Origin of the sequence: Methylobacterium oryzihabitans, assembly GCF_004004555.2 — a bacterium.
Taxonomy (GTDB): Bacteria; Pseudomonadota; Alphaproteobacteria; order Rhizobiales; family Beijerinckiaceae; genus Methylobacterium; species Methylobacterium oryzihabitans.
This window is the reverse complement of sequence record NZ_SACP01000008.1, coordinates 84,979-102,983: the sequence shown is the minus strand read 5'-3', so window position 1 is coordinate 102,983 and position 18,005 is coordinate 84,979. Positions and strand designations below refer to the sequence as shown.

General features: G+C 72.5%; 13 protein-coding genes and 1 tRNA gene. 5 read left to right on the top strand and 9 right to left on the bottom strand.

The features are described from left to right. Window positions 1-110: 110 nt before the first annotated feature. On the bottom strand, window positions 111-2,291 hold the full coding sequence (locus EOE48_RS10115) for a glycosyltransferase family 2 protein (RefSeq protein WP_425463648.1): 2,181 nt from the start codon (window positions 2,289-2,291) through the stop codon (window positions 111-113). A 227-nt stretch (window positions 2,292-2,518) separates the two neighbouring features. On the opposite strand from EOE48_RS10115, the gene EOE48_RS10110 reads away from it, so the two are divergent. Further along, window positions 2,519-2,593: transfer RNA gene (locus EOE48_RS10110), tRNA-Val, on the top strand. Window positions 2,594-2,811: 218 nt separating this feature from the next. On the opposite strand, the gene EOE48_RS10105 is transcribed toward EOE48_RS10110, so the two are convergent. Beyond that, the gene (locus EOE48_RS10105; RefSeq protein WP_127728775.1) at window positions 2,812-3,690 is read right to left on the bottom strand and encodes an RNA polymerase factor sigma-32; all 879 of its coding nucleotides are present in this window, start codon (window positions 3,688-3,690) and stop codon (window positions 2,812-2,814) included. A 429-nt stretch (window positions 3,691-4,119) separates the two neighbouring features. Then, window positions 4,120-5,163: an L-threonylcarbamoyladenylate synthase gene (locus tag EOE48_RS10100; protein WP_127728673.1), complete on the bottom strand. Its 1,044-nt coding sequence runs from the start codon at window positions 5,161-5,163 to the stop codon at window positions 4,120-4,122. A 68-nt stretch (window positions 5,164-5,231) separates the two neighbouring features. On the opposite strand from EOE48_RS10100, the gene EOE48_RS10095 reads away from it, so the two are divergent. The 4 genes from EOE48_RS10095 to EOE48_RS10080 all read left to right on the top strand — a co-directional run bounded on the left by EOE48_RS10095 (window position 5,232) and on the right by EOE48_RS10080 (window position 9,643). Next, window positions 5,232-7,001: an acyl-CoA dehydrogenase family protein gene (locus EOE48_RS10095; protein WP_127728672.1), complete on the top strand. Its 1,770-nt coding sequence runs from the start codon at window positions 5,232-5,234 to the stop codon at window positions 6,999-7,001. A gap of 11 nt (window positions 7,002-7,012) precedes the next feature. Beyond that, a complete protein-coding gene (locus EOE48_RS10090; protein WP_127728671.1) occupies window positions 7,013-7,771 on the top strand; it encodes an enoyl-CoA hydratase-related protein in 759 nt (252 codons plus the stop codon). Window positions 7,772-7,903: 132 nt separating this feature from the next. Beyond that, window positions 7,904-8,899 (top strand): magnesium/cobalt transporter CorA, encoded by a 996-nt coding sequence (gene corA / locus EOE48_RS10085; RefSeq protein ID WP_127728670.1) that lies wholly within the window; start codon window positions 7,904-7,906, stop codon window positions 8,897-8,899. A 9-nt stretch (window positions 8,900-8,908) separates the two neighbouring features. Beyond that, the gene (locus tag EOE48_RS10080) at window positions 8,909-9,643 is read left to right on the top strand and encodes an SOS response-associated peptidase (RefSeq protein ID WP_127728669.1); all 735 of its coding nucleotides are present in this window, start codon (window positions 8,909-8,911) and stop codon (window positions 9,641-9,643) included. A 272-nt stretch (window positions 9,644-9,915) separates the two neighbouring features. On the opposite strand, the gene EOE48_RS10075 is transcribed toward EOE48_RS10080, so the two are convergent. From EOE48_RS10075 to EOE48_RS10050, 6 genes are all read right to left on the bottom strand, one after another. Further along, a complete protein-coding gene (locus EOE48_RS10075) occupies window positions 9,916-10,638 on the bottom strand; it encodes an ABC transporter ATP-binding protein (protein WP_127728668.1) in 723 nt (240 codons plus the stop codon). A 4-nt stretch (window positions 10,639-10,642) separates the two neighbouring features. Further along, entirely contained in the window at window positions 10,643-12,691 is a 2,049-nt protein-coding gene (locus EOE48_RS10070) for a branched-chain amino acid ABC transporter ATP-binding protein/permease (protein ID WP_127728667.1), read from the bottom strand. Between the two features lie 158 nt (window positions 12,692-12,849). Beyond that, window positions 12,850-13,722, bottom strand: coding sequence for a branched-chain amino acid ABC transporter permease (locus tag EOE48_RS10065; protein ID WP_127728666.1), 873 nt, complete (start codon window positions 13,720-13,722; stop codon window positions 12,850-12,852). Between the two features lie 66 nt (window positions 13,723-13,788). Continuing rightward, the gene (locus EOE48_RS10060; protein WP_127728665.1) at window positions 13,789-15,003 is read right to left on the bottom strand and encodes an ABC transporter substrate-binding protein; all 1,215 of its coding nucleotides are present in this window, start codon (window positions 15,001-15,003) and stop codon (window positions 13,789-13,791) included. 161 nt (window positions 15,004-15,164) lie between these two features. Next, complete coding sequence (locus EOE48_RS10055; protein WP_127728664.1) at window positions 15,165-16,415, bottom strand: NAD(P)/FAD-dependent oxidoreductase; 1,251 nt, start codon at window positions 16,413-16,415, stop codon at window positions 15,165-15,167. An 81-nt stretch (window positions 16,416-16,496) separates the two neighbouring features. Then, window positions 16,497-17,432 (bottom strand): hypothetical protein, encoded by a 936-nt coding sequence (locus EOE48_RS10050; RefSeq protein WP_127728663.1) that lies wholly within the window; start codon window positions 17,430-17,432, stop codon window positions 16,497-16,499. Window positions 17,433-18,005 lie beyond the last annotated feature (573 nt).

The window sequence follows — 18,005 nt, the reverse complement described above, 5'->3', positions numbered from 1 at the left end:
ACGGATCTCGCGTCGTCTCCTGCTCTAGCGGGCGGCAGGAGGTCCGGCAACCGGCCATGATGCAGTGCAGCAAGGCCGGTCCACGCGCCGTCCCCTTGCGGCGCCGGCCGCTACCAGAGCCGGAACTGCGCCTTCGCCCGGGCGAGATTGGGGTTGTAGTACGGGTCGTTGCGCAGTTGCGGCCCCCAGCGCTCCAGCATCGTGGCGACCTCGGCCTCGAACCGGGCCCGCTTCTCCGGCGTGTCGTCGCGCCCGCGGCTCTTCGACTCGTGGTGGATCAGGGCGGCGTGCGGCGTCCACACGATGACGTAGCCGGCGCGCCGCACCTTGAGGCACAGGTCGGTGTCGTTGAAGGCGACCGCGAGGTGCTCGGCGTCGAAGCCGCCGACCTCCTCGAACACCGCCCGGCGCATCATCAGGCAGGCGCCGGTGACCGCCGACACCTCCTGGGCCATCACCATCCGGCCGAAATAGCCCGGATCGTCGCGGCCGATGCCGAGATGGCTGTGGCCGGCGACGCCGCCGGCGCCGAGCACGACGCCGCCGTGCTGGAGCGTGCCGTCGGGATAGGACAGCTTCGCCCCGACCGCGCCGACCGCCGGCTCGACGGCGATCGACACCATCTCGGCGAGCCAGCCGGGCTCGATCACCTCGACGTCGTTGTTGAGGAACAGCAGCACCGCGCCGCTCGCCGCGGCGGCACCCCGGTTCGACAGATCCGAGAAGTTGAAGGGTCCCGGCGCGGGCAGCACCCGCATCCGCGGATCGGCCGCCCACTCGGCGAACAGCGCGGCGGTCGCCGGCTCGGTGCTGCCGTTGTCGACGACGATCACCTCGATGTCGGGATAGCCGGTCTCGCGCAGGAGCCCGCGCAGGGCGACGCGCAGCAATTCGGCCCGGTCGCGGGTCGGGATCACGACCGAGACGCGCGGCGCCGGCTCCGGCAGCGCCCGCACGAGCCGGTTGAAGCCGAGCGGCCCGCGCTCGGCCCGGTGCGGCCAGCCGCGCCGCGCGATGAGGTCGAGCAGGGCCGTGAGGCGCGCCGACTCGGCCCGGGCGAGGGCCTTGTCCGAGAACGTGCCCGAGCCGATCGCCGTGCGCCAGTGATAGAGGATCATCGGCAGGTGGCGCACCCGCTCGGGCGTCAGCCGGTCGCTGAGGCGCAGCAGCAGGTCGTGGTCCTGGCTGCCCTCGAAGCCCGGCCGCAGGCCCCCGACCTCGCGGATCAGCGCCGTGCGGGCGACCGTCAGGTGGTTGACGTAGTTCTGGGCGTAGAGGAGTTCGGGGTTCCAGTCGCTCTTGAAATGCGGCTCGAACCGCTCGCCGCGGGCGTCGATCTTGTCCTCGTCGCTGTAGATCAGGTCGAGCTGCGGCTCGCGCCGGATCGCCTTGGCGACCTCGTAGAGCGCGTGGTCCGGCAGCACGTCGTCGTGGTCCATGAAGGCGGTGAACGGCCCCCGGGCGAGGTCGAGGGCGGTGTTGGTCGCCCGCGCGATGTGGCCGTTCTCGCTCCGGCGCACCACCCGGATGCGCGGGTCCTCCTCGGCCGCCCTCCGCAGCACCTGCGGCACCGCCGGGTCGGTCGAGGCGTCGTCGGCGATGCACAGCTCCCAGTGCGGATAGAGCTGCGTCCGCACCGAGCGCAGCGCCTCCTCCAGCACCGCCGGGGCGGGGTCGTAGACCGGCATCACCACCGAGATCAGCGGCCCGTCGCCCCAGCCGGCGACCTCGGTCCGGATCCGCTCACGGTCAGCCTCGGTCAGGGTGTCGAACAGCGCGACCCAGGTGCCGTAGCCGGTGAGCCCCGGGGGCGTGAGGGCGCTGGCGAGGCGCAGCCGCGCCCGCACCCGCTTGCCGACGACGCGCCAGACCAGCGCCTCGGCGGTCAGGTCCGGCCGGCGCAGCGCGGCGCGGACCGTCAGCGCCGCGCGGCTGCGCACCGTGATGGTGAAGTCGGCGATCGACAGCGCGCTCTCGCCGGCGAGCGGCGTGAGGCGCAAAGCCGCGAGGTCGCGCGGCAGCCAGCCGATCCAGGCGAAGCGGCCGTTGCCGAACGCCTGCTCGGCGAGGCCGGTGCTCTCCGGCCCGGCCCGGCCGTCGGCGACCGCCGACAGCTCGATCCGGCTGAACGACCCGCTGCCCTCGTCGCGGAACGAGATGCTGACCCAGCGCCCAGCCAGCCCGCTGCCGCGCAGGTCGAGGCGCAGGGCGGACAGCGCGGCGTCGAGCGGGTCGGGCGCGAAGGCGCGCCGGACGGCCCGGCCGACCAGCGGCCTGATGGTCGCGTACAGGGGCGCCGGCCCGCCGGCCTCCCGGGTGTCCGTCTCCGCCACGCCGCTCGTGCCCTCCGCCTGTCGCGCAGCCTCGTAGCCGAGAGGGGCGGGGACGGGAAGGCGGGGGCGCCGGGATCGGTGCCGGGCGAAATTCCTCGCCGCCGGCGCGAGAACCCGCTTGCCACCCCGCTCAGCACCGCCTATACGCCCCTCACACCGGAGCCGGGACCCGAAGCGGCTTCGAGGGGCGCGTAGCTCAGCGGGAGAGCACTACGTTGACATCGTAGGGGTCACAGGTTCAATCCCTGTCGCGCCCACCATTCAATCCGACATGACGATCGTACGAGACCGGCGGTGATCCAATCGAATGGGTCCGATCCGGCTCCGTATCCGTGTCCGGCTTCTGTCCGATCGATTATCTCCCATCCCGGAACCGCGGGTCGAGGCGCTCGTGCGCCCGACGTTTCGCGGTCGACACCGGGCGAGGCCCGAACGACGAACGGGACCCTGGTGGGCCAGGGTCCCGTTCGTCGACGACTCAGATGTAGGCGCCCATCGCGCCGTTGGCCTGCGGAAACCGCTCGGCGAGCGCCCGTCGCAGTTTCTCGAGAGCGCGGTTCTCGATCTGGCGGACGCGCTCCTTCGAGATGCCGAGCCGGTGGCCCAGCGCCTCGAGCGTCGCCTGATCCTCCGCCAGCCGCCGCTCGTGGAGGATGCGCAGTTCCCTCTCAGACAGGACGGTGAGGGCCTGACGGAGCCAGTTGAGCCGGCGCTCGCCGTCGACGGCGTCGCCGACCGTCTCGTCGGGCAGCGGCGCGTTGTCGACCAGGAAGTCGACCCGCTCCGCCGAAGCCTCGCCGTCGTCGCCGACCGGAGCGTTGAGCGACATGTCGGGTCCGGACAGACGCGCGTCCATCAGCGCCACGTCCTCGCGCGACACGCCGATGGCCGTGGCGATACGACGGTGGATCTCGTCGCCGACGCGCTCGTCGGTCGATTGCATCAGACGGGCGCGTAGGCGCCTGAGATTGAAGAACAGCGCCTTCTGGGCCGACGAGGTGCCGCCGCGGACGATCGACCAGTTGCGCAGGATGTAGTCCTGGATGGAGGCGCGGATCCACCACGTCGCGTAGGTGGAGAAGCGGACCTCGCGCTCCGGCTCGAACCGGGCGGCGGCCTCCATCAGGCCGACATGTCCCTCCTGGACGAGGTCGGCCATCGGCAGGCCGTAATGGCGGAAGCGGCCGGCGAGGGCGATCACGAGACGCATATGGGCGGAAATCAGACGATGCAGGGCGGCTTCGTCGCGATCGTCCTTCCAGCGGACGGCCAGGCCGCGCTCCTCGTCACGCTCGAGGAACGGAGCGTCCATCGCCATCCGCACGAACTGCCGACGTATGCCTGCAATTTCTGCCATTCCCCGCCTCCGCCGCTTGCTGACCGCGCGCACACGTCCACGATGGACCCGGAGAGCAACGCCGCGAGGACGCGCGAAAGAGTTAGGACCACCGCGGGGCCTGCGATAACGGTGCGGCAGCGCGTTTGGTTCCCGCACTGCGAAAGAAATGGCGGCGCGTGTCCCAGGCGCGCCCTCCGGGAAGGCCGCGACCGGGACGCGATCCTGTCGTCCTCTCTCTCCCGCACACCCTGCCCGCGGGCCGCTCGGGACCGCGCGGCCGGACGCAGCCGCGCCCTCAGCGACGCGCCCTGCCGGGCGCACAGAAAAAAGGCTCGGACGCGGGTCCGAGCCTTGAGAGGGGGAAGGCCGATGGGGGCTTGAAGTGGCCTTCGATGAGGATGAAACGCTGCATTGCCGGACTGGTTCCGCAACCCGACCGAGAAAGTTTCAGCCCGCCGGCCGCGGCGCCGCCGCCCGGCGCAGGCGGTCGAGGATCGCCTCGCCGAGGCCGTGGGCCGGCAGCGGCATCACGGCGATCACCGCCGCGCCCGAGGCGTCGAGCCGGCGCAGGCCGGCATAGAGGTTCGCCGCCGCCTCCGCGAGGTCGCCGGACGGGCTGAGGTCGAGCCGCGCGGCGGCGCCGTCGAGGCCCGGCGGCGCGGCGCCCCCGAACAGCAGCGCCGCCTCCCCCGGCCGGATCGCCTCCGCGTCGAGGCGGATCGCCGCCCGCGGGGCGTAGTGCGACGACAGCAGGCCCGGCGCCGCCGGGGCGTCGGCGGCGCCCTGCGGCGGCGCGCCGAGCGGGCGACCCAGCACCGCCTCGATCGCCTCGCGGGCGAGCCCGCCGGGCCGCAGCAGCACCGGGGCGCCGGGGACGAGGCAGGCGACGATGGTCGACTCGATCCCGACCGGGCAGGCGCCGCCGTCGAGCACCGCGGCGATGCGCCCGTCGAGGTCGCCGAGCACGTGCGCGGCCTCGGTCGGGCTCACCCGCCCCGAGCGGTTGGCGGAGGGCGCGGCCACCGGGCGGCCGGTGCGCAGCAGGAGGTCGCGGGCGAGCGCCCCGGCCGGCACCCGCAGGGCGACCGTGTCGAGCCCGGCCCGGGCGAGGTCGCAGACCCGGCCGTCCGGCGCCGCCGGCACCACCAGGGTCAGCGGTCCGGGCCAGAACGCCGCGGCGAGGCGCAGGGCGTCGTCGCCGAACACGCCCTCGCGCCGCGCCGCGGCGCCATCCGGCAGATGGGCGATCAGCGGGTTGAACCGCGGCCGGCCCTTGGCGGCGTAGAGTGCGGCGACCGCGGCGGGATCGCCGGCATCGACGCCGAGGCCGTAGACCGTCTCGGTCGGGAAGGCGACGAGGCCGCCCGTCCGCAGGAGCCGGGCGGCTTCCGCGATCCCGGCCCCGTCCGGGCCGAGGCGCTGCGTCGCCGGGGCGGTGGCCCCGGGCCCCGAACCTGTCGTAGTCTCGCTCGCCGAGGGATCGCTCGTCATGACGGCGGGCCTAGCTTCAGGCGGGGCGGAACGTCAAATCACGCCGCACCGGAACCGGGGAAACGACCATGACCTATCGCGCGCCCGTGGCCGAGATGGCCTTCACCCTGCGCCACGTCGCCGGGCTCGACCGGGCGATCGCCGAGGGCCTGCACGGCGACCTCACGCCCGACCTCGTCGACACCATCCTGGAGGAGGCCGGCCGCTTTGCCAACGACGTGGTGGCGCCGCTCAACCGGATCGGCGACACCCACGGCACGCCGCTCAAGGACGGCGCGATCACGATGCCGCCGGGCTTCCGCGAGGCGTATCACGCCTGGGTCGAGGGTGGCTGGAACGCCCTGCCGGGGCCGGTGGAGTACGGCGGCCAGGGCCTGCCGGCGGCGCTCAACGCCGCCTGCGTCGAGATGTGGAACGCCGCCTCGATGTCGTTCGGCCTCGGCCCGCTGCTCACCGCCGGCGGAGTCGAGGCGCTGAGCCGCCACGGCGCGCCGGAACTGCGCGAGCGCTACCTCGAAAAGCTCGTCTCGGGGGAGTGGACCGCGACCATGAACCTGACCGAGCCGCAGGCCGGCTCGGACCTCTCGGCGCTGCGCAGCCGGGCGGAGCCCGTCGGCGACGGCAGCTACCGGATCCAGGGCGAGAAGATCTACATCACCTGGGGCGAGCACGACCTCACCGACAACATCGTCCACCTCGTCCTCGCCCGCCTGCCGGGGGCGCCGGCCGGCACCCGCGGTATCTCGCTGTTCCTGGTGCCGAAGGTGCTGCCGGACGGCAGCCGCAACGCCCTGCGCTGCGCCGGCATCGAGCACAAGCTCGGCATCCACGGCTCGCCGACCTGTACCATGGTGTACGAGGGCGCGACCGGCTGGCTGATCGGCGAGGAGAACCGGGGGCTGGCCTGCATGTTCACGATGATGAACAGCGCCCGCCTCAATGTCGGCCTCCAGGGCGTCGCCATCGCCGACCGGGCCTACCAGCAGGCGCTGTCCTATGCCCGCGACCGGCGCCAGGGCCGGGCCGCCGCCGGGGCCGAGGGGATGAGCCCGATCCTCGCCCATCCGGACGTGCAGCGGATGCTGCTGACCATGAAGGCGCTCACCGCCGCCTCGCGGGGGCTGTGCTACCTCACCGCCGCCGAGATCGACCGCGGCCACCGTGCCCCGGACGAGGCCGGGCGGCGGGCGGCCCTCGACCGCGCCTCGCTGCTGACCCCGGTGGCGAAGGCGTTCTCGACCGATATCGGCATCGAGGTCGCCTCCATCGGCATCCAGGTCCATGGCGGCATGGGCTTCGTCGAGGAGACCGGCGCCGCCCAGCACCTGCGCGACGCCCGCATCGCGGCGATCTACGAGGGGACCAACGGCATCCAGGCGATCGACCTCGTTACCCGCAAGCTGCCGCTCCAGGGCGGCGCCGTCGTGCGCGGGCAGGTCGCCGCGATGCGCCGGACCGCCGAGCGCCTGCTGCGCGAGGGCACGCCCGCCCTCGGCCTTACCGCGCCGCGGCTGCGCGCCTGCGTCGAGAGCCTCGACCGGGCGACCGGCTTCCTGCTCAAGGCCCTCGGCTCCAACCGGCCCGAGGAGGCGCTCGCCGGGGCGACGCCGTACCTGCGCCTGTTCGGCCTCGCCCAGGGCGGGGCGGCGCTCGCCGAACTGGCGCTCGCCGCCGGCGCCGCGCTCGCCGCCGGCGACACCGACCCGGCCCATGCCGGGCGCATCGCCCTCGCGCGGTTCTACGCCGAGAACCTGCTCACCGCGGCGGCCGGGCTGGAGGAGACCGTGATGGCCGGCGGCGGCTTCTTGCAGGATGCCGACCTCGCCCTGGCGAGCTGAAGGGGGCCGGCATGACCGAGCACGTTCGCATCACCGAGGAGGCGGGCGGCGTCCGCCTCGTGCGGCTCGACCGGCCCGAGAAGAAGAACGCCCTGACCGGGGCGATGTACGACGCCATGCGGGAGGCGCTTGAGGAGGCCGACCGGGACGGCTCCGGCATCGGCGCGGTGGTGTTCGCCGGCCTGCCCGGCGCCTTCACCGCCGGCAACGACATCGCGGATTTCGTCGCCCGGGCCGGGCGCGACGCCGGGGACGGCCCGGCCCTGCGCTTCATCCGCCGGCTCGCCGCGACCCGCACGCCGCTGGTGGCGGCGGTGGACGGGCTCGCGGTCGGGATCGGCACGACGATGATCCTGCACTGCGACCTCGTCTACGTCGCGCCCTCGGCCCGGTTCCGGATGCCGTTCGTCGATCTCGGCCTCGTGCCGGAGGCCGCCTCGACCTACCTGCTGCCGCGGCGGGTCGGGATCCCGAAGGCGACCGAGCTGATGCTGCTCGCCGAGGCGTTCGACGGCGACGAGGCGGTGCGGCTCGGCCTCGCCAACGCGGTGGTGCCCGGCGACGCGCTGGTCGAGCACGCCCTGTCGCAGGCCGCCCGCCTCGCCGCCAAGCCCCGCGGCGCGCTCGCGGCGAGCCGCGCCCTGATCCGGGGCGACGCTGCGGCGGTGGAGGCCGCGATGAATGCCGAGAGCCGGGCCTTCGAGGCCGCCCTGCGCTCGCCGGAGGCGCAGGCCGCGTTCCGGGCCTTCCTCGACCGGGCCAAGGGGTAAGCCGGCCCTCGACGGGGGCGTCTCGACGGGGCAGGGTGTCACGGAGACTTCAAGCCTGCGCGTCACACCGGGGCCGACGGGGCTCGGGCCTGACCGGCCGGAGCCCGCCCCCTTCCGCTTCGAGACCTCCCCTTGATCTTCGTCCACCAGCCGAACGCCTGCGCCAGCACCGGGCAGCCGCTCCTCGAACGCCGTCTCCTCGACCTCCACGAGCCGATCCCGGCCGACGCCCTGTGGATCGACCTCATCGGCCCGTCGCGCCAGGAGGACCACAAGGTCGAGGCGTTCATGGGCATCGAGATCCCGACCCGGGAGGAGATGCAGGACATCGAGCCGTCCGAGCTGCTCTACGTCGAGAACGGCGCCCGCTACATGACCGGCCGGCTGCTGTGCCGGGTCGAGGAGGACGAGGCGCAGCTCACCGGCGTGACGTTCATCCTGCGCGACAACCGCCTCGCCACGGTGCGCTACGAGGACCCGCAGGCGTTCCGGATGTTCGTCCAGCGCGCCGGCAAGCCCGCCGGCGTGTCGCTCGCCGGCGAGGCGATCCTGTCGAGCCTGATCGAGACGGTGATCGACCGGGCCGCCGACGTGCTCCAGGCCAAGGGCGACCGGATCGACGCCCTGTCGCGGCGCATCTTCGCGACGCCGAGCGATCCCGGCGCCCGCAACGCCGAGTTGCAGGACACCCTGCGGGCGCTGGGCCGCCTCAATGAGATGCTGTCGATGCAGCGCGAGAGCCTCGTGTCGATGGAGCGGATCCTGCTGTCGCTCTCGGCGAGCTACCGCGTCACCAAGGCGCCCCGCGAGGTGCGCGAGGAGGTCCGCTCGACCCTGCGCGACCTGCAGTCGCTGGAGGAGCACGCCACCTTCCTGTCGGGCAAGATTCAGTTCCTGCTCGACGCCACCCTCGGGCTGGTCAACCTCGAACAGAACAACATCATCAAGCTGTTCTCGGTCATGGCGGTGGTGTTCATGCCGCCGACCCTGATCGCCTCGGTCTACGGCATGAACTTCAAGGCGATGCCGGAACTCGACTGGGGCTTCGGCTACCCGATGGCGGTCCTGATGATGATCGTGGCGGCGATCCTGCCCTACGTGTTCTTCCGCTGGAAGCGCTGGCTGTAGGAGGTCCCGATGTGCGGCCGCTTCGTCGTCGTGTCGCCGCCGGAGGTGTTTCGCGAGACCTACGGCTATCCCGAGCAGCCGAACTTCCCGCCGCGGCACAACGTGGCCCCGACCCAGCCGGTGCCGGTGGTGACCGCCGAGCACGGGCGGCGGCGCTTCGTGCTGATGCGCTGGGGCTTCCTGCCGGCCTGGGTCGAGGATCCGAAGGACTTTCCCCTCGTCATCAACGCGCGGATCGAGACCGCCGCCGAGAAGCCGAGCTTTCGCAACGCCCTGCGCTACCGGCGCTGCGTCTTCCTGGCCGACGGCTTCTACGAGTGGCGCCGCGGAGCCGGTCGCGGCCGGGCGCCGTTCCTGATCCGCCGCGCCGACCGGCGCCCGATGGCGCTGGCCGGCCTGTGGGAGACCTGGAGCGGCAAGGACGGCTCCGAGATCGACACCGCCGCGATCGTGACCTGCGCGGCCAACGGCACGCTCGCGGCGATCCACGAGCGGATGCCGGCGATCCTCGACCCCGCCGCGGTCGGATCCTGGCTCGACATCCGCGAGGTCGATGCCGGCCGCGCCGCCGCCCTGTGCCGGCCATGCCCCGACGCATGGCTCGACCTCGATCCGGTCGGCCCGCGGGTCAACGACGTGCGCAACGACGATGCCGGGCTGATGGAGGTGCAGGCGGCGGTGCCGGTGCGCGAGGCGGCGCCGGTGCCCGAGCCGGAGGTGCCACGGCAGGGTAGTCTGTTCTGAACGACGACCCCGAGCGGCACTGCCGCCCGAACCCTCCCCCCTCTGCGGGGGAGGGTGCCCCGCGGATGCGGGGCGGGCCGGGACGACAGTCCCGCAAGAGGGGAACGCGGCGCTGCTTCAGTTGGCGCTCGGCACCACGGTCACGACGCTTCCGGAAGCGTGGTTCCCCTCTCGGCGGGACTACGTCCCGCTGCGCTCGCTCCGCTCGCCACCCTCCCCCGCAGAGGGGGGAGGGTCGGCGCCGTCTTCGTCGTGAGAGGCGCAGACCCGCCTCAATGCCCCCCGCCGAGATACGCCGCGCGCACCTGGGGATCGTTGCGCAACTGCGCCGCCGGGCCCTGGAAGCGGATGCGGCCGTTCTCGAGCACGTAGGCGTGGTCGGCGACGCCGAGCGCCGCCATCGCGAACTGCTCGACCAGCAGCATCGTCACCTGCTCCTCCTTGAGCCGGCGGATGATGCGAAAGACCTCCTCGACCAGCTTCGGGGCGAGACCCATCGAGGGCTCGTCCAGCAGCAGGATCTCGGGACGCAGCATCAGCGCGCGGCCCATCGCCAGCATCTGCTGCTCGCCGCCCGACAGGGTGCCGGCGAGCTGCGTCCGGCGCTCCTTCAGGCGCGGGAACAGCGTGTAGGCCCTCTCGCGGTCGGCGGCGACGTCGCCCTTCGGGCGCGAGCCGGTGAGGCGCGGGAAGGCGCCGAGCGTCAGGTTGTCCTCGACCGTGAGGGTCGGGAACACGCGACGCCCCTCCGGCGAGTGGGCGAGGCCGGTGCGGGCGACCTCGTGGCTGTCGAGGCCGGCGATCTCGCGGCCGTTGAGGCGGATCGAGCCGGCCTGCGGCCTGATCATCCCTGAGAGCGCCCGCATCGTCGTGGTCTTGCCGGCCCCGTTGGAGCCGATCAGGGTCACGACCTGCCCCTTGGGGACCGAGAAGGTGAGGCCGTGCAGGACCTCGATCTGGCCGTAGCCGGCGGACAATCCGGTGACGTCGAGCATCGGTCTACTCCGCGGCGTCGGCAACCGGGCTGCCGAGATAGGCTTCGATGACCTTCGGGTCGGCCTGCACCTCGCGGGCGCCGCCCTCGGCGATCTTGTGGCCGAAATCGAGCACGCTGACGCGGTCGCACAGGCCCATCACCACGTCCATGTGGTGCTCGATCAGGATAACGGTGATGCCGGCGTCCCGGATCTTGCGGATGATCGTGGTCAGCTCGGCGATGTCCGGGGCGGTCAGGCCCGCGGCCGGCTCGTCGAGGAGGAGCAGCACCGGGTCGAGCGCCAGCGCGCGGCCGATCTCCAGGAGGCGCTGCTTGCCGTAGGGCAGGTTGCGCGCCTCGACCTGGGCCAGGGGTCCGAGGCCGACGAAGTCGAGGATCGCCATGGCGCGGGCGCGGGCCTCGCGCTCCTCGCGCCGCCGCCGGGGCGTGCCGAGGATCGCGTCGAAGATCGTGCCGTGGAAGCTGTGGTGGAGGCCGACCAGCACGTTCTCCAGCGCCGTCATCTCGCGGAAGAGCTGGACGTTCTGGAAGGTGCGGGCGACGCCTGACAGGGCGATCTCGGACGGGGTACGCCCGTCGAGCCGCCTGTCGCCGGCGAGCACCACCGCGCCGGAGGTCGGCTTGTAGATGCCGGTGAGCACGTTCATCATCGTGCTCTTGCCCGAGCCGTTCGGCCCGATCAGGCCGTGGATCGTGCCGGGACGCACGTCGAGATCGACGCCGGCGAGCGCCTTGAGGCCGCCGAACTGCATCACCGCCGACTCGACCTTCAGCAGCGGATCGCTGCCGGTGCGGCCGCCCTGGCGGATCAGCGCCTCGCCGCTGCCCTCCAGCGCCTTGCCCTCGCCGGTATGGGCCGGGCGCAGGAAGGGCAGCTTCTCGCGAATGAAGCCGACGATGCCCTCCGGCAGGTAGTAGACCACGAACAGGATCATCAGGCCGAACACGGTCAGCCGGAAGTCGGTCACCGACTGCAACGCGAGCGTCGCGGGGAAGAACGCGAGGCAGAGCGCGCCGGGGATCAGCAGCGTCATGCGGTTCTCCTGACGACGCAGGAAGGCGAGGCCGACCACCACCAGCGCGACCGCCGCGATGATACCGGCCATGATCCGCACCAGCGCGATGTCCGCCAGGATGTTGGGCATCATCACGATGATCGCGGCGCCGATCAGCGGCCCGGCGCGCGACTTGCGGCCGCCCATGGTGACAGCGAGCAGGAATAGCACCGTCAGCTCGAAGCCGTAGGAGTTCGGCGCGACGTAGCGCTCCGACCACGCGAACAGCGCGCCGGCGAGGCCGGCGAGCGCCGCCGAGATCACGAAGGCGTAGACCTTGTAGCGGTAGACGCTGACGCCCATGCAGTCGCAGGCGATCGGCGAGTCGCGCAGCGCCTCGAAGGCGCGGCCGAACGGCGAGCGCACCACCCGGTTGACCACCACGATGGTGGCGAGCAGGCAGGCGCAGACGAGGTAGTAGAATTCGAGCTTGCGGCCGGCCGCGCCCCAGGGCGCCTGCAGGCCGAGGAGCGAGAAGTCGAGGACCCGGGCCGGCGGCAGGGTGATGCCGAGGGGGCCGTTGGTCAGCTCCGTCATCTCGTTGATGAAGATCTGGATGATCGTGCCGAAGGCGAGCGTGACCATCGCGAGGTAGGGGCCGCTGACCCGCAGCGCCGGAATCGCCAGCAGCAGGCCGAAAGCCGCCGTGACGCCGATGCCCGCGAGCAGCCCGAACCACAGGCCGAGCTTGAACTTGAGGAACAGCACCGCGGCCGCGTAGGCGCCGATGCCGAACAGGCCGGCGTGTCCCAGGCTGACCTGGCCGGTATAGCCGACCACGATGTCGAGGCCGAGGATCAGGATCGCGTAGATCGCGATCACGACGAGCAGGTGGATGTAGTACTGGCTCGTCACGACGTGCGGGAAGGCCAGCAGGAACACGACGAGAAGCGCGGCACCAATGACGCCCACGGAGCGGCCGAGGCCCGTCGCCGCCGGGGCGGCGGGCGGGGCGGCGTCGCGGGCGACGGCCTGCGCGGAGGCGGACTGCGCCATGGCGGAGGAAACCTTGAGGAGAGGGGGGAGGGGACGAGGGCCAGGCCCTCGCCATGCGAAATCCGATTGATCGCTTCGCGATGCGGATTTCGACTTCGCTCAGACGCCGCGCGGGCTGGTGACATGATTGTCGGAACGGATCCGTTCCGACAATCATGTCAGACCTTCTTGATGACCGCCTTGCCGAACAGGCCGACCGGGCGCACCGCCAGCACGGCGAGCAGCAGGATCAGGCCGGGCACGTCCTTGTAGCCGGTCGAGATGTAGAAGCCGGTCAGCGTCTCGGCGACGCCGAGGATCAGCCCGCCGACGATGACGCCGAGGCCGGATTCGAGGCCGCCGATGATCGCCACCGCGAACGCCTTGAGCGCCAGCACCGAGCCCATCGTGGCGCCGGTGAGCGTCACGGGCGCCACCAGCACGCCGGCGAAGGCCGCCGTCATCGCGCTGATCGAGTAGGACAGGGTGATGACCTTGCGGGTGTTGATGCCCATCAGGCCGGCGGCGTCGATGTCGTTGGAGGTCGCCACCACCGCCTTGCCCCAGATCGAGCGGCGGTTGAAGATCTCGACCGCGAGCATCATCAAGAGCGCGCCGGCGACGATCATCAGCTCCATCGGCAGCACCCGGACGCCGCCGACGATCAGCGCCTCCTCGGGCAGCGGCGAGGGGAACTTGAGGTCGTCGCGGCCCCAGACGTTCTCGGCGACGTTCTTGAAGATGATGCCAAGCGCGATGGTGGCCATGATCCACCCGTACTCGGACTTGATCTTCACCGCCGGGCGCACGCCGAGGCGCTCGACCACCGCGCCGAGCGCGAAGCCGAACACCAGGACGAGGGGCAGCATCAGCCAGTAGCCGGTGAACGGCACCAGGGTCAGGCCGAACAGGGCGCCGAGCATCAGCGCCTCGCCCTGGCCGAAATTGAGGGTCTTCGAGGTGGCGAAGGTGAGCTGGTAGCCGAACGCGATCGCGGCATAGATCATGCCGACCGCGACGCCGCTCGCCACGAGTTGCAGGAAGATTTGCATGGCGGGCCCTGGGACGTTTCGTGCGGGAGGGGCCCGCGCCGCAGCGCGCGGGCCCCGGGCGTCGGATCAGTTCGACGCCTTGTCCTTGACCCGGACGACGCCGGCGTTCTTGGCGTCCTCCTCCTTGGCGTAGACGATCTTGCCGTTCTCGACCTTGCCGAACACCACCATGTTGCGGGTGATGGCGTTGTGGTCCTTGTCGGTGAACGGCTTGTCGTAGGTCGTCACCACGCCCTCGACCTTCTCCTTGAGGTCCTCGAGGGCGGCGCGGACCTTCGGCCCGTCGGTGGTGCCGGCCTGCTTGATCGCCGCGGCGAGCAGGAGCAGCGAGTCGTAGCCCTGGGCACCCGCGACCGGGGTCGGGATCTTGGCGACCTTGTAGGTCGAGTAGTAGTTCTCGAGAAACGCCTTGCGCTTGGGCAGGGTCTTATCCTCGATGAAGGTCTGGGGCATGATGACCCCGTCGCCGTTGGTGCCGGCGATGTCGATGAAGCTCTGCATCGAGGCCGGCCACGAGGTGATCATCGGCACCTTCCAGCCGAGCTTCGACATGCCGCTGGCGACCTGGGCCAGCTCCGGCCCGATGCCGTAGGCCAGGATCACGTCGGCGCCGGCGGCCTGCGACTTCAACAGCTGGGGCGTCATGTCGACGTCCTTGATGTTGAATTTTTCCACCGCGACCGGCTTCACGCCCTTCGCCTTGAGGTACTTCTCCAGGTCCTCGCGGCCGAGCTGACCGTAATTGGTCGAGTCGGCGAGGATCGCGATCTTCTTGAAGCCGCGGGCGATCGCCTCGTCGGCCATCATGCCGGCCTGGAGCGTGTCGTAGGCCGAGGTGCGGAAGACGTAGTTGGTGTCGTAGTCCGGCGGGGCGAACTGGTTCGTGATGACGGTGCCGGTCGCGACGTTGTTGATGACCGGAATCTCGGCTTCCTGGTAGAACCGCTGGGCGGCCAGCGCCACGCCGGTGTTGATGAAGCCGAGCGTCGCGACGACCTTCTCCTTGTTGATGAGCTCCTGCGCGACCTGGGCGCCGACCTCGTTCTTGGCCTCGTCGTCGCGCTCGACGAGCTGGATCTTGCGGCCGAGCACGCCGCCGTTCTTGTTGATCTCGTCGGCGGCGAGGCGGACGCCGTCGCGCATCGACACGCCCATCGACGACGAGCCGCCGGTATAGGGGCCCGAGACGCCGATCTTGATCGGGTCGGCGGCGAAGGCGGCACCGGTGAGCGCCGTGGCGCCCACCAGGGCAGCCGCGAGCACGCTGAACGGCAGTCGCATGGGGTCTCCTCCTGATGGATTCGTTCTTTGGTGGCAGCGGCCGCACCCGGGCCGTCAACCTGCGGATGGAACCGGAAGTGGCAGCGCTTGTCGACCGCGCCTTTAGATGTAGATGCCCCAACACCTTCGGGTCGGCGACGGGGCGGGACTGCGCCGGGCGATCAGCGCCCGGCCGTCGAGCCCGGCGCCGCCTGGATCACCGGGGCGGCCGCCGCCAGGATCGCGGCCCGGTCGCGGGTCGGCGGGACGATGCGGGTGCCGTTGATGACGCGCTTGGTCGCCTTGGCCTCCTCCCCGGCGGCGACGAGCCGGTCGCGCTCCCAGCCGGCGGTGTAGACCGCGCCCCAGGCCCCGAGGTCGAGCACCGTGACGTAGTCGGGGGCGGCGAAGTCGAGCCCGAGGTCGGGCCGGCCAGCGAGGTCGCACAGGGCGTTGTGGCCGGCGAAGCGGCCCATCGGCCGGGCGTGCTGGCACGACATCACGGTGCGGTGGCCGGCGGCGTCGGCCACCGCCGACGCGGCGTCGCCGGCGGCGAACACCTCGGGCCGGCCGCTCACCCGCATCCGCGCGTCGACCGGCACCCGGCCGAGGGCGTCGCAGGGCACGCCGAGCGCGGCGGCGAGCGGGCTCGCCCGCATCCCGGTGGCGCACACCACCGTGAGGGCCGGGATCCGGGTGCCCTCGCCGAGGGTGACGCCCGCCGCGTCGATCAGGTTCACCTCGGCGCCGGCGCGGCCGGTGACGCCAGCGGCCGCCAGGGCGGCCCGGACCGCCGGCATTGCGGCGCCGCCCATGGTGGCGCCGACCTCCGGGCCGCGGTCGAGGAGAATGGTCTCCACCCCTTCGGTCGCACCGGCGCGGTCGCGGGCGGCGGCGAGGCGGGCCGGCAGTTCGCAGGCGATCTCGAGGCCGACGAGACCCGCGCCGATCACGACGGCGCTCCAGCGCCCCGCCGCACCGCGCCCGAGCGAGCCGGCGGCGAGCCCGTCGAGGTGGCGCGCGAGGGCGCGGGCGCCGTCGAGGGTGTCGACGTCGAACGCCGCGTCGGCGCCCGGCACCGGCGGCCGGACCAGGGCGCTGCCGGCGGCGAGGATCAGGCGGTCGTAGGGGAGGCGGAGGGCGGGCCCGGTCCGCGGCTGCACGGCGACCCGGCGGGCCCCGGCGTCGATCCCGGTGACCCGGCCCTCGATCCGGCGCACGCCGATCGGCCCGAGCACGTCGTCGAGGGGAATCCCGACCGGCGCGAGGTCGGCCTCGTAGCAGCGCACCCGCACGACGTGGAGCGGGTCGGGCGAGACGAGGGTGATCGGGATCGCGTCGGACAGGCCGAGGTCGTCGCGCAGGCGGGCCGCGGCGGCGGCGCTCCACAGGCCGGCGAAGCCGCCGCCGACCACCACGATGCCGTGCGTCATCTGCGGGTCTCCGCTTCCGGGCGCCGCGGGAGGCGGCGCGGCTCGCCGGCGGCCGGTCCCCGGCGCGCCGTCCCGGCCAGGCTACTCCTTCGACACGGTCTCGTCCTTGGCCGGCACCTGCGTCACGCCGCCGATCACCCGCACCGGGCGGTTGCCCTCCGGCGGCGTGGTCCAGCCGGTCGCCGGCTTGGACTCCGCCGACTTGGCCTCCGCCGCCTTGGACTCCGCCGACTTGGAGTCGGCCGCCGGCGGCTGTGCGGATTGGGCCGGCTTCGCCTCGGCCGGAGGTGTCTGGAGGCGACGGTCGATCGCCGCCGGGCTGTCGGCCGGGCGGGCGGCGACCGGACGGGGCGGCTTGCGCGGCGCCTCGGCGCCGTCGGGGCTGCGGGCGCCGCGGGCCGCCGGGCTGTCGGGGTTGAGGCCGAGAGGATTGGGCCCGGCCGGGCGCGGCGGCGCGGCGACGGCCGGGCGCGGCTCGTCGGTCGGCGGCGCCTCCCGGGTGGCGAGGCGGGGCGCCGGGTCGACCGGCGGGCGCGCCGCCGGGATCCGCGCACCGGCGCGCTCGCCCGGCATCGGGATCGAGCCCGGCGGCAGCGGCACGCCGCGGCCCTGGCGCGGGTCGGACTCGGGGTCGTACCCGCGGGCCTCGTCGGTCCAGCCGTAGCCGGGCCGGCGGCCGGAGGGGATCGGGGCCGGGGGAGTGAGCGGCGCTTCGAGCCGGTCGCGGTCGAGGATGCGGCCGCTGCGGGCATCGACCACGAGGCGCACCGGGCTGCCGCCCGGGCTCTCGGCGTCGAGGGTGTAGGTCTCGCCGTCGAAGCGCGGATGGCTCAGCGGCGCGTAGCCCTGGCGCCCGAGGCGGGCCAGCACCGCGCGCGGCGACAGCACCGCGTCGACCTCCTCGACGGTGTAGCCGTAGACCTGGGCCGCGGCGGGCCCGGTCACCGGGCCCGCCAGGACGAGTGCGGCCAGTACGGCCGCGCCCGCGATGGATCGCCGGGCGATCATGTCCCGCATTCCCTTGTTTCGGGGTTCGTCGCGGCCGAGGCCCCGCATTCCCCTTGTGCTCGGACGGCCGGACCAAGCCCGAGGAATGGGGCGGGATTGCGGGAGCAATGGGGAAAGACTGGGCTGCGGCTCCGGCGATGCGGGGACGGTCTGTGAACCCGCCGGATCCCCGGGGGCGACGCCCGGACGGCGATCCGGGCGCCACGCGGCGTCGCGACGGCGACCGGGCGCGAGGCGGTCGATCCGGAGTCCGCCGGGCGATCCCGGTCTTGCGACGGTCTCGATCGTCGCGCTGCCGGTAACCCTGCGTCAGATATCTCGGTATTCCTCCGGTTCCCCGATCGCACGGATCCGGGTCCGGAAACATTGACTTTGACGGCAGAAGTAATCTCATGCGCTCCGGTCGAGCGAATTGCCGCGGACGCGGCTTCGCGAGCGCTGATGGCAGCGTTGCAGTGATGAGTTGTGCGATCGAAATTCGCTTCCGAGGAATTCAGCGGGCATGGAGCGGCGCAGGGAGGGCGAAAAAGCCGGGAATGGTCGTCGGAACCGGAAAATTCGTCCACGAGTGTCGATTGTTGG